At 41.3% G+C, this 12,687-nt stretch carries 12 protein-coding genes; 4 read left to right on the top strand and 8 right to left on the bottom strand.

Going from position 1 to position 12,687, the window contains the following annotated elements; all coding sequences use genetic code 11:
* Positions 1 to 76: 76 nt before the first annotated feature.
* Positions 77 to 544: a hotdog fold domain-containing protein gene (locus WA352_RS17145; protein WP_005323026.1), complete on the top strand. Its 468-nt coding sequence runs from the start codon at positions 77 to 79 to the stop codon at positions 542 to 544.
* 52 nt (positions 545 to 596) lie between these two features.
* Here the strand turns inward: WA352_RS17145 and WA352_RS17140 are convergent, their stop codons facing one another.
* Both WA352_RS17140 and WA352_RS17135 read right to left on the bottom strand, forming a co-directional pair.
* Complete coding sequence (locus WA352_RS17140) at positions 597 to 1,691, bottom strand: fatty acid desaturase family protein (RefSeq protein ID WP_070076810.1); 1,095 nt, start codon at positions 1,689 to 1,691, stop codon at positions 597 to 599.
* 14 nt (positions 1,692 to 1,705) lie between these two features.
* On the bottom strand, positions 1,706 to 2,773 hold the full coding sequence (locus WA352_RS17135; protein WP_004801312.1) for a ferredoxin reductase: 1,068 nt from the start codon (positions 2,771 to 2,773) through the stop codon (positions 1,706 to 1,708).
* 140 nt (positions 2,774 to 2,913) lie between these two features.
* Here WA352_RS17135 and fabR point away from each other — a divergent pair, with 140 nt between their 5' ends.
* The 3 genes from fabR (at position 2,914) to dps (ending at position 5,424) form a co-directional block, all read left to right on the top strand.
* On the top strand, positions 2,914 to 3,609 hold the full coding sequence (gene fabR / locus WA352_RS17130; RefSeq protein WP_005202301.1) for an HTH-type transcriptional repressor FabR: 696 nt from the start codon (positions 2,914 to 2,916) through the stop codon (positions 3,607 to 3,609).
* 86 nt (positions 3,610 to 3,695) lie between these two features.
* Positions 3,696 to 4,712, top strand: coding sequence for an AI-2E family transporter (locus tag WA352_RS17125; RefSeq protein ID WP_004801314.1), 1,017 nt, complete (start codon positions 3,696 to 3,698; stop codon positions 4,710 to 4,712).
* Positions 4,713 to 4,929: 217 nt separating this feature from the next.
* Positions 4,930 to 5,424: a DNA starvation/stationary phase protection protein Dps gene (gene dps / locus WA352_RS17120; RefSeq protein ID WP_004801316.1), complete on the top strand. Its 495-nt coding sequence runs from the start codon at positions 4,930 to 4,932 to the stop codon at positions 5,422 to 5,424.
* A 57-nt stretch (positions 5,425 to 5,481) separates the two neighbouring features.
* Here dps and rapA read toward each other — a convergent pair whose 3' ends face one another.
* The 6 genes from rapA to WA352_RS17090 all read right to left on the bottom strand — a co-directional run bounded on the left by rapA (position 5,482) and on the right by WA352_RS17090 (position 12,513).
* Positions 5,482 to 8,319: an RNA polymerase-associated protein RapA gene (gene rapA, locus WA352_RS17115; protein WP_336143405.1), complete on the bottom strand. Its 2,838-nt coding sequence runs from the start codon at positions 8,317 to 8,319 to the stop codon at positions 5,482 to 5,484.
* 144 nt (positions 8,320 to 8,463) lie between these two features.
* Positions 8,464 to 9,108, bottom strand: a complete 645-nt coding sequence (locus WA352_RS17110; protein WP_336143403.1) for an RluA family pseudouridine synthase — start codon at positions 9,106 to 9,108, stop codon at positions 8,464 to 8,466.
* Positions 9,109 to 9,250: 142 nt separating this feature from the next.
* On the bottom strand, positions 9,251 to 9,667 hold the full coding sequence (locus WA352_RS17105; RefSeq protein WP_336143401.1) for a GlcG/HbpS family heme-binding protein: 417 nt from the start codon (positions 9,665 to 9,667) through the stop codon (positions 9,251 to 9,253).
* Positions 9,668 to 9,995: 328 nt separating this feature from the next.
* Positions 9,996 to 11,294, bottom strand: coding sequence for a glutamate-1-semialdehyde 2,1-aminomutase (gene hemL / locus WA352_RS17100; protein ID WP_336143400.1), 1,299 nt, complete (start codon positions 11,292 to 11,294; stop codon positions 9,996 to 9,998).
* Positions 11,295 to 11,376: 82 nt separating this feature from the next.
* Positions 11,377 to 11,988, bottom strand: a complete 612-nt coding sequence (gene thiE / locus WA352_RS17095) for a thiamine phosphate synthase (RefSeq protein WP_336143442.1) — start codon at positions 11,986 to 11,988, stop codon at positions 11,377 to 11,379.
* Positions 11,989 to 12,141: 153 nt separating this feature from the next.
* Complete coding sequence (locus tag WA352_RS17090; protein ID WP_005184094.1) at positions 12,142 to 12,513, bottom strand: DUF962 domain-containing protein; 372 nt, start codon at positions 12,511 to 12,513, stop codon at positions 12,142 to 12,144.
* Positions 12,514 to 12,687: the final 174 nt, after the last annotated feature.

Below are 12,687 nucleotides of genomic sequence, written 5' to 3'. Positions count from 1 at the left end.
TGTATGACTTGACCACAGCTTGTAAACAGAATTATATTCTGTAAAAGAATTTAATTCTGTTAAAGGAAGCTTCATCATGGCCTCAACGCTAGATCTATGGAACAAAGTCTCTGTCTTACCTGCAGGTAAATGGACATTCACCCGAATGTTGTGCCTTAAAGCGCCGTATTTCAGTAGTATTTCCCCGCTGTTTGAAGAACTTAAACCTAACGCCTGCAAAATTAGTATCAAGAAAAAACGGAGCGTGTTGAATCATATTGGTACGGTACATGCAATCGCGATGTGTAACATGGCTGAACTTGCGGGTGGAACCATGACTGAAGTGACGGTACCCACAACCCATCGCTGGATTCCCAAAGGCATGACGGTTGAATATTTAAAGAAGGCTGAAACTGATCTGATTGCGATTGCTAGCCCTGTTGATGAGCATTACGATTGGGACAAAGCAGGTGAATATCTGGTGAATGTTGATGTACTCGATCAACACAATGAAAAAGTATTCCATGCCACCATTACCATGTGGATTTCCAAAAAGAAGAAATAAAATAAAAAAGCCCTGAAGCATATGCATACAGGGCTTTTTTAGGCGTTATCGCTTACTTTTTAAAAGGCAGTGCATATTTAAAAATACGCCCAACCACTTCACCAAACTGCTTCACAAAGCTGGCATTGTTATAATGCAGGCCATATTTCTCACAAACCGCCTGTACTTTCGGTGCAACTTGACGATAGCGACGTGCAGGAATATCAGGGAATAAATGATGCTCAATTTGATGGCTCAAATGTCCCGTTAAGATATGGAAGGCTTCTGAACCAGTCAGATTGGATGAACCACGGATCTGACGCATATACCAATGGCCACGGCTTTCATCTTGCAATACGGCTTTCGGGAATACTTCAACATCTTTGGTAAAGTGACCACAGAAAATAATACTGAATGTCCAAACATTACGAATCCCATTCGCCACCAAATTACCAGTAAATACTGGAATCGCCGCAGGACCAGCAATCAATGGAAAGAACACATAGTCCTTAAACATTTGCTTAAGGATTTTCTTTTGTGCAGGCTGCCATTCACGTTTGAATTGCGCCATGGTTTTACGCTTATAAAGCACCTTACCCAATTCAAGATTTTGAACTGCGACCCCCCATTGGAATAACAGGCTAAATGGCACGATATACATCGGCTGAATTAAAGTGAACTTCGACCAGCGCTGTTCAGGAAACAAACGGAATACACCATAACCGACATCATCATCCATACCTTTTACATTGGTATAGGTATGATGCTTATAGTTATGGGTTTGACGCCAGTTATCCGAAGTTCCTACCGTATCCCATTCATAGGTTTGACCATTAAACTTCGGATCATTCATCCAGTCATACTGACCGTGCATGACATTATGGCCCAACTCCATATTTTCCATGATTTTGGCGAAACCGAGTAAGCCTGTACCGAGTAACCATGCTGGAGGAAACCAGCCTAGAAATAAACAAGCACGCCCAGCCAGACTGCTATAACGAATGGTGGAATAGACACGGCGAATATATTTGGCATCTTTCTCGCCTAAATCATCTAATACTTCTTGTTTGATTTGATCGAGTTCACGAGCAAAAGCATCTAATTCTGCAGCAGTTAAATCACGATTTTTGGGATTTTTAAAAAATTCCATCTTAACAGGCATGTTCATAATCAATTACTCTCTTATAGATCAATCACAAGATCAGACTGGGCTGAATTGACACAAATTTTTAATAGCTGTGTTGGTTCATTATTGGCAGCACCATTCAATAAGTTTTTGGTTGCGCCTTGTGCTTTATTACAGGCACATTTATTACAAATCCCCATACGACAACCATGATTTGGCTTGATGCCTTGATGTTCTAAGCTAGACAGAATCGATTGGCCTTTAGGAATGGCGATGGTCTTATTGGATTGGGTCAACGTAACATTGATAAAGCCTGTATCCGCTGCATCCACATCAAATTGACTCAAGCTAAAAGCTTCAGTTTGTAAGGCTGCAGCGTCTTGGAACAAACGTTCTGCTGTTGCCGCAAAACCCGATGGTCCACAGGCATAGACTGTGGTTTCAGCTAAATCACGAATATGATCAACATGGCTTTGATTTAAACGTTGATCTTGTTCTTGGGTATAAAAAATTTGGGCACTAAAATTTGAAAAATTTTCAGATACTTCTTTCAGATATTCTGCATAAGCTGCATCGGCATGGGTTTTGACCCAATACATCAATTGGACGGATGTTGTATTCAATTGTTTTGACTGACATAACGCTTCAATCAAACTTAGCATCGGGGTAATACCACTCCCCGCTGCCAGCAATACTAAATGAGGGGTTGCAACGGTCTGCTGCATCTCACCATAAGGCTGCCCTAAACGTAAGATATCTCCGGTTTGACTGCCTTCAACCAGCCAAGAACTAACTAGGCCTTGATCCACTTTTTTTACGGTTAAACAGAGATGATCGGCATCCACCTGCATCAAGCTATAGGTACGCTCGTAGTGGCGACCTGCGATATCAACTGTTACAGGATGATGCTGCCCAGCAACACCACGAGCAACATGGCGGTTGCATTGCAGAATAAGACTGACGGTGTCTTTTGCCACGATTTGTTTTTTTACGATTTTGGCAAGAGACTGATTAATCGACCACAATGGATTGATTTTCTGTAACCAAAAATTGGCGTCATGGCTGTTCATCACACTGTGAGCCAACGAATTAAATAGAGAATTTCTCTTTTCAATTGCTTGCATGAGCAGGTTTACTCTGGTTGTTTGCTAATTATTATACATATGTATATATATTTGTATATACACTCGTATAAGAATTTACATTTCACAAGTCCACTGACAATCGCTATAATCCCGAGTAGCTTACTTATATATTGAAAACAATGGTTCATTCTTCTTTTTTACCGCTCGGTCATGACAACTTAAACGAACAAGATGTCATTCCTATGAAATCTCCTGTGCGCTCAGTAGGTAGAAAAGCAACCATTACCAAAGAAGAGTTGTTTCAAGCCACGCTCAACTTGATTGGCCCGCAAAAAAGTATCGCCTCGCTCAGCTTACGTGAAATTGCACGCGAAGCAGGTATTGCACCAAATAGTTTCTATCGTCATTTCAAAGATATTGATGAACTGGCAATTGCCCTGATTGATCAATCGGGTTTGGTACTGCGCCGTATTATTCGTGAAGCACGTTTACAGGCCTCAAAGCAGCAAAGCATTATCCGCAGTTCGGTTGAAGTGTTTATTCAACAATTGAATACCGATGAAGGCAACCTAAGTTTGTTATTACGTGAAGGTTATACCGGCTCGACCTCATATAAGGCCGCAGTTGACCGTCAACTTAACTTCTTTCAGCAAGAGCTTCAAGAAGACCTGATTCGTTTAGAGCGCTTAAATAACAGTAAGCTCAGTCATGCTGATCTTGCAGCCAAAGCCATCACGCAATTGGTGTTCAATATGGGCGCAAAAGTGCTGGATTTGCCTGCGGAACAACGTACTGAAGTGGCAGAACAAACCATGGTCATGATTCGTATGATTTTAGAAGGTGCGCGCCATATCAATGAAATGGAAATTGATTAATTGTTCGCAGCGCAATAGGATAGATGTCATCAAAATCATATGTTTGTTCTTTAACATAACAACAACTTAAACTAGGCATCTAGATCATGAATCTACTCAGTGACCGTCAAAGTATCATCGCCAGCTTTATCCTGATGGCTTTGTTTTTAATGATGGTCATTCCCCTGCATTTACTTCCGAGTTTTTTTGCAGGTTTTCTGGTCTTTGAAATTATTAACAGTTTAAGTTCGATTGTTGAAAAACATATTGATGGTCAACGCGCACGTATCTTTATCAGTATTATTCTGGGTATTTTAACCACGTTTCTGATTGGCTTTTTTATTACCAGTCTGATCAGCTTTGTGATCTATGATTTGAAAGGGACTGGACTAAACTCCTTTAACTTTAAGATCGATCAAACGCTGATTAAATTCCAAGCGGAAATGAGTCATTACCTGCCAGGTTATTTGCCGCATAGCGTGGCGGATATCAAGAACCAGATTCTGTCTTTTATCAAAAATAATATTTCGATCGTCAAAAATACAGGAACCGATATTCTGCATAATCTGGCGACAATGGTGATTGGTCTGATTGTCGGGATTTTGGTGTCGATCCAGAATTTCAAACAACATGCGCCACAGCCTGCGTTTAAAGCGGCTGTGCTGCATCGTATTCAAAAGCTTTCCGTTTCTTTTAAAAATGTGGTCTTTGCTCAAGTGAAAATTTCCTTGATCAATACCGCATTATTTATGATTTTTGTTTTTATCGTTCTGCCAATCTTCAATATCCATTTACCTTTTGCCAAAACCTTGACCATTCTGACCTTTATTTTTGGTCTACTGCCGATTATTGGTAATCTGATTTCAAATACCTTGATCATTATGGCGGGTTTGACCATCTCGCTGTCTGTGGCAGCTATTGCATTGGCCTATCTCGTGATCATTCATAAGCTGGAATACTTCGTCAATGCTAAAATCATTGGCACCAAAATCAATGCCAGTGCATGGGAAGTATTATTGGCGATGCTCATTTTCGAGTCGATTTTTGGACTCAGCGGTCTGATTGTTGCGCCTATTTTCTATGCCTATATCAAACTGGAATGTAAAGATGCAGGGCTGATTTAAGCCATTTTTTAACAATTCGAAAAGAAGTCTAACAGATGGAAGCATCATTCCATCTGAATCAAAACCAATAAAATCAAAAACAAAATTGATGATAAGCAAACTTACAAAAGCCTAGAAAACAAAAACACTCAAGCCCCAATTCAAGCGATAAGCTAGCCATGAAATGAATGGTTTTTATTCACGATGTTTCATCACATTATAATTGAATGAGGTAACTATGAATTCTTCAACAGCGAAAGCTTTAAAAGTATATACACGTAATAATTTAGATGATTCAATCAAAGAGTCCACGGTAAAAATCTTAAATCAAATCCTTGCCAACCTGATTGATCTGTCCTTATTGACCAAGCAGGCGCACTGGAACATGCGGGGTAGCAACTTTATTGCAGTGCATGAAATGTTAGATACGTTCCGTACTTCATTGATCACCCATTTAGACAATGTCGCAGAACGTGCGGTACAGATCGGTGGAACCGCATTAGGAACAACACAAACGGTTGCAGAAACATCACATCTCAAGCCTTATCCTGTGGCAATTCACGCGGTACAAGACCATCTTAAAGAGTTAGCAGATCGTTATGGTGTGGTAGCCAACCATCTGCGTGACACCATTGATGAAATTCAAGACCCAATTTCTGAAGATATTATCCATGCTGCGTTAGAAGATCTGGATCAATATTTATGGTTTTTGGAAGCCAATATTGATCACTAAAAATCTCCCTATAAAAAAGAGGACTATTCAAGTCCTCTTTTTTTATAGCCGTTTTAATTATGGCTTAACCACAACCAAGACCTGAATCGCTTCTGGTGTCACAGATAGACCATCCAACAGGCCTAGGCCTTCTTTTTGGAACTTCTGTAAACGCTCAATTTCGTCTTCACGAATACTTGGATTAAATTGCTTGAGATAGCTTAAACGGTCAATTTCATATTGCCATTTGCCACTGTAATGCTCTTTAGCTTGTTGCATCAATTCTGGCAAAGAAGTTTTAGCAATGTCTAAAGCTTGCGCATAACGGGTTTCGATCACATCACGACGTGCTTTCACCACTTGACGACAGCTATTGCCATCTAGATGATGCAGGTACGGACGTAAAATGCTTGGGTCAATTTTGGCTGACAAGTCTTGACCATTTTCACTAAGCAATACACGAATCAATTGCTTTGGTAAGCTTGATGGTAAATTTAAGGCTTTTGGTGCAACCACATCGACCTTAAACCATACTTCCAATAATACCGAACCTTGTTTCAATGCATTTGATTTCAGTAAAGCAACATTGGTACTACCAAATGATTGCGTGCGGATCATTTCCATCACGCTTTCAATAAATGGATGTTCCAAAGTCAAATATTGTGCATCTTCACGGATTTGTGCCTGATCACGATAGAAGGTCGCAGTCATGCCTTCTTCATCCAAGGTAATTCCTTGAACTTGCATTTGATCAGTCGGCTTGATGATCACCGTACCATTGCTTTGCTCATCAAAATCAATATTGGTGGATGACATGAAACGCTTCACGAACATTGGCAAAGTGGTGTTGTCATCATAATCTTCAAGCGCTTGTACAATGCCTTGTGCAACCACTGGACGACAAGAGTTGTACTCAAGTAAACGGTCACGACCGGCCTGTAATTCAGCTTCCAAGGCTTGACGCTGAACATTGACTTCTTCAAGTAAATCTTCAAACGTTTGACCTTGATCGGCCAATAAGCAATCTTTCAATTCAACAATAAAATTCTCTTGTAGCGTTTGCGCCGTCGGAGAAATACTGCTGAAAATATTGAGTGCTTCGTTGTACCAACGGAACATACGTTCCTGTGCTGTACTCATCAGATACGGCACATGGATTTGAATACGGTTTTCTTGACCAATACGGTCCAGACGACCAATACGTTGTTCCAATACGTCAGGGTTTGCAGGTAGATCAAATAAGATCAAATCACTGGCAAACTGGAAGTTACGCCCTTCTGAACCAATTTCCGAACACAATAGGATTTGAGCGCCATAACTGTCTTCTGCAAAATATGCCGCAGCTTGGTCACGCTCTAATAGACTCATGCCCTCATGGAACATGGCGGTACGAATACCAGCATGTAAACGTAGAACATTTTCCAATGCTTCTACCACTGGCCCGCTGCGTGCAATCAACAACACTTTTTTATGTTTTAAATCTTTGCGCAGCACTTCCATCAACCAAGGCACACGCGGATCATTTTCCATCCATGCGCCATCCAGTTGACCTTCTTCTGGCCACATTTGCTCACGCATTTTGCCATCAAATGACCAGTTTTCTGGTGCTGGCAAAGGTGCTGGCTGGCAATCACGACCTGGGAAGCCTTGAATCGCTTCACGAGTATTACGGAATAAGATACGACCTGTGCCGTGACGGTCTAATAATTCATGAATCGCACGCATACGCTGTTCAGGTTGATCATCAATACGATGACCCAATAAACCGTCCAGTGCAGCAAGATGCTCTTCTGTTAATGCTTGATCAGACATCAACACTTCTGCAATTTTTGCAGTATGTTGATATTGTTCTTCTTCATCAAGGAAACGATCTAGGCTGCTGAAACGTTGCGGATCGAGTAAACGAAGACGGGCAAAATGGCTTTCAACGCCTAATTGCTCAGGTGTTGCGGTGAGCAGTAACACACCTGCTGTTTGTTCAGCCAATTCTTCGACCAGATCATAACGATCATTACCGCCTTCTTCTTCACTCCACATCAAATGATGGGCTTCATCGACCACCAATAGATCAAAACCAGCTTCCATGGCCTGCTCACGCAAGTCATCGTGGTCAACCATCAGGTCGACGCTGGCAATAATGCATTGCTCAGTCAAGAATGGATTCAGATCAGGATCATGTTCTTTGATCGAAGCAGTACGGGTTAAGTCGAACAGCGAGAATTGCAAATTGAAACGACGGCGCATTTCAATCATCCACTGATATTGCAATGAATCAGGGACTAAAATCAGGATGCGTTCTGAACGGCCTGTTTTCAGTTGTTGATGAATGATTAAACCTGCTTCGATGGTTTTACCTAAGCCAACTTCATCGGCCAATAAAACACGCGGAGCAAAACGTTTACCGACTTCATGTGCAATATAGAGCTGGTGTGGAATCAAGCCTACACGTGCACCAAGAAAACCACGTAAAGGGCTGGTGTGCATTTGTGCCTGCAACAGCATCGCTTCAATGCGGAGGTCATACCATTCTTTATAATCAACTTGGCTGGCTAGCAGACGTTCTAATGGTTTTGACAGCTGGATTTGCGCACCGATACGGGTTTCATTCAGTGACTTACGTTCTTGTTCGCCATTTTCAAGGCTACGAACCACATCATAACGCAGTACGCCATGACGATCTTCAATCGACTCAACAGTCCACTTGATGCCTTCTTGGTCTTGTACTTCATCATTAACATTAAAGATGATGCGAGATAAAGGCGCATTGTTACGTGCATAGACACGAGTTTCATCACTTTTAGGGAATAAAATGCTGATAGAACGTTCATCTACATCAATAAGAACCCCTAAACCGAGTTCAGTTTCAGTATCTGATAACCAACGTTGACCAATAGCAAACTGCTGCAATTTTTCCACCTTTATCTCAAGTTAGCCTACATATTTTATGCCCTGACCTAAATAAAAGTTAAGGCATTTTATGTAGTTTTCAACGATGTATTTTGACACAAAGCGCAATCAAATAGCGTGCATCACATCGTGTTTCATAAAAAAGTTTTTAGACTAAAACGGTACTGCACAATCAAAGCTGAGTTGTGCACCAGTTTTAGGATGCGCAAAGCTCAATTGCGTTGCATGTAAGCACAAACGCGGATAAAGCTGTTGCTGTTCTGGCGTGGCATATAAGGTATCGCCTAGAATCGGATGACCTAAATATTGCATATGCACACGAAGCTGATGTGAACGCCCTGTAATCGGAATAAGTTTAACTCGAGTTACAGCTTGTCCTTGAATTTCTAGATGTTCGATCGCTTGCCATTCGGTTAATGCAGGCTTGTGATAGGAAGCATCCACAATATGCAAGGGTGGATGGCTTGGATCATAAATCACAGGAATATCGACTGTGCCCTGACCTTGTAAATGCCCAGCAACCAAAGCTTGATAAATTTTTGAGGTTTGACGATCTTGGAATTGACGTGAAATATTACTCTGTCCAAATTTGGATAAACCAAACACCAAGATGCCAGACGTATCACGATCTAAACGATGAATCAGTAAAGTTTTTGGTTCTAATTCTAATAAACGATTGATTAAACAATCTTGTAAATCAGGTGTTTTCCCCGGCACAGTGAGTAAGCCTGCAGGTTTATGGATGACCATAAAATCTTCATCACGATGAATCAAATGTTCACTTAGAAAATCATTCAAGGTAGCCTTCCAACGACTGGATGAAAACAAGCGGGCAATCATAAAAAGCTTGGCGCTGAATTACAATGCATGACACGTATTTTTACTAATTTTTTTCGTGTTTCTCTCGTTATTTCATCCAGAATCGAATTTAAAGGGTGATTTAGGTCTGTTGCTCTAGAAATTGTTGAATCGCATGTTGAGCAATTTCTGCATCTTGAAAAGATTGTACACCCGAAACACCAACAGCTCCGACAACCTGCCCTTGATAGACAATCGGCTCACCACCTTCTAACATGCCTTTTGCTGCATTGATCGTTAAAAAGCCGATCTTACCATCACGGATCATATCTTCCGATACCTTGGTGGTTCTTCGGCTGACCGCAGCAGATTGTGCTTTTTCTTGGCAAATCTGTGTCGATAATACCGAGGCGCCATCCATACGCTTCATCATTAATAAAGTTCCTCCGTCATCGACAACTGCAATGCTGACATTAAAGCTGTGCGCTGTTGCATATTGCAATGCTGCGTCAACTAAAATTTCCACATCAGCGGACGTTAAATAATGTTTAGTTTTCATGTTTTACTCCATTCCTATGGGTTTCTTATAAAAAGCTTTTAGATATGATACAACTGCCATCTACAGCCTACGCAGGCCCAAAGCACAGCCTAAGACCAACGCAAATATAGTTTACTATTCAAGCATTATTTCACCTTGTGGTACAGTAAAGATTGTTTATCTTTGTGCTTCGTCGCTGAGGTTTAGCATACGAACAGCTGGGAACTCGCTAAGATTTCATTACGCTCAAGCATTATTGTTAAACCCGTTAAGCTCTCTATTCAGCTCAAGCTAAAATTCACCCATAAAAAAAGCCCGAACGAATCGGGCTTCCCTATGCATTACAGGGTTATTTCATTTTTGCAAAAGTTTCTTTTGCTGCCTGAATGGTCTCTGCAATATCTTGATCTGAATGCATCGATGAAATAAATCCAGCTTCAAATGCAGATGGAGCAAGATAGACACCACGCTTTAACATGCCATGGAAGAATTTCTTAAATGCTTCAACATCACAGGCCAACATTGAATCAAAGCTGGTAATGTCCTCTTGATCGGTGAAATACAAGCCGAACATGCCACCCACTTGTTGAGTTTTAAATGGAATACCCGCTTCATCTGCCGCAGCCTGTAAGCCTGCAAGCAATTTTGCGAGCTGTGCAGCAAGCTTGTCATAAAACTCTGGTTCACGAAGGTGTTTGAACATCGCGATACCTGCACGCATTGCCAATGGATTCCCTGACAATGTCCCGGCTTGATAAACGCCGCCTAAAGGTGCGATGCATTCCATGATTTCACGTTTACCACCAAAAGCACCGACTGGTAAGCCCGCACCAATGATTTTACCTAACGTGGTCAAGTCAGGTTTAACTTTATAGACTGATTGTGCGCCACCTAAAGCAACACGGAAACCTGTCATTACTTCATCAATGATAAAGACAGATTTGTATTCATCACAGACATCACGAATCGCTTGCAAGAAACCATCGATTGGCGTCACTAGATTCATGTTGCCTGCAACAGGTTCAATGATGACACCCGCAATCTCATGACCGAACTTGCTAAAGCATTTTTTCAATGCCTCGATATTGTTATACGGTAGCGTTAAGGTATGTTTGGCAAAATCAGCTGGTACACCTTTTGAGGTTGGCTCACCTTCACCGAGCGTCAATAAGCCTGAACCCGCTTTGACCAATAACGAATCGGAATGACCGTGATAGCAGCCTTCAAATTTCACAATCTTGTCGCGGCCTGTATAACCACGCGCCAAACGAATCGCGGTCATGGTTGCTTCAGTACCCGAGCTGGTCATACGTACCAATTCAATTGAAGGCATGATCTCGCAAATGGTGTCTGCCAAAGTGGTTTCATATACCGTTGGTGCACCAAAACTTAGGCCATCTTCCGCAGCAGTCTGTACCGCTTGAATAATATCAGGATGTGCATGACCTAAAATCATTGGTCCCCATGAACCGACATAGTCCACATAACGTTTGCCATCGACATCCCACAAGTACGCCCCTTTTGCCTTTTCAATAAAGACAGGCGTACCACCAACACCGTTAAATGCACGTACAGGTGAATTTACGCCACCTGGAATATGTTTATTTGCTTGTTTAAATAGCTGTTCTTGCTTTGGAGATAAGCTCATAAAAGACTCAACCTAGAATCGAGGACGAGGAACATTGTGGTTCCGAGAAACAATAAAAGTTCCGCGAAGCGGATACATATAATTAGTCAAATAACGTTGCCCATGCATTTACACGAGCAGGAATTTCGGCTGTTGATCGTCCTAATATATCACTAATTACGGCACAAAGGCTCGCCCCAGCCTCAATCACCACTTGAGAATTTTCAACGGTCAAACCACCAATCGCACAAATCGGCACGGCAAATTTTTGTTTCGCTTGTTTGATCACTTCAATGCCGACATTGCCTGCTTCTGGTTTGGTTGAAGTCGCATAAACCGCACCAAAGGCCACATAAGTTGCACCATCAGCAATCGCCTTTTCCGCCAACTCTAATGAGTTTAAGCAAGTTCGACCAATAATTACACCTTGTGGTAAACGTGCGGCCGCGTCACTAATTTCACCATCAGACTGTCCAAGATGCACACCTAAACCAAATTGTTCAGCCAGAGCCAGATCATCATTAATCACAAATGGGACTTGATACTTTTCACAAAGTGCTTTGATCTGCTCGACTTCACTTTGCTGATCTGCTTTTGCGACTTTCTTACGACGGTATTGCAAAATAGCAACCTGTCCTGTTGCTAAAGCCACATCTAATTTTTCTAATAATAATTGGATTGGATCATCATTGGTAATGAGGTATAGACCGCGCATGAACGTTTCACTATTCACTATAATTGCATTAACTTCAGGGTATATTTTCTTGGTTAAAAATTAAAGATAGCGAGTGTATTTACATCATTAACCGCTGCAAATCAGAACAAATAAAAAAGCTGCTAAAGCAGCTTTTGAAGTATTGAACCAATTTTAAGAATCAATTTTATCAAACTGACGATCAATCAGACTTAAACGACCACGCGCAACATCCGATAACATGCGCCAATCCGAGATAAAGCTATACAGCGGCTGTTTAAAGCTAGCAGGCTTATTATGTTCAAAGAAAAAATGCCCAACCCAAGCACAGGCATAGCCTGATACCAAACCATACAAAGCATATTTTGCCTGACGTTTACGAATCGCTTTGCTAAAGAAATATAAACCGACCGAGCTTCCTGCGACGTGCAAACGACGGCTAGCAATACTGCGATGTTCTGTTAAATAAAAGTGATAAAATTCATCATAGTTTTTAATCGGTAATGAAAATTCCACTGGCTTGGTAATATTCGCTGGTGCATTCATTTTTAGATCATCCTAATCGTGCAAGACTCTCCACACGTTAATGCATTTTCTGTACAAAATAAAGTCATTGCGTGCCATCCTTTCCAAGCTTAAAACAACTTTACAATGATTTTTGAGATCAACAAGTTATACTAAGTTTTGTCTATATCAGTCTCGGTGGTCAGGAGTCATAAC

Origin of the sequence: Acinetobacter sp. 102, from assembly GCF_037028485.1 — a bacterium.
In the GTDB taxonomy this organism is placed as follows: Bacteria; Pseudomonadota; Gammaproteobacteria; order Pseudomonadales; family Moraxellaceae; genus Acinetobacter; species Acinetobacter higginsii.
This window is presented reverse-complemented; position numbering and strand designations above follow the sequence as displayed.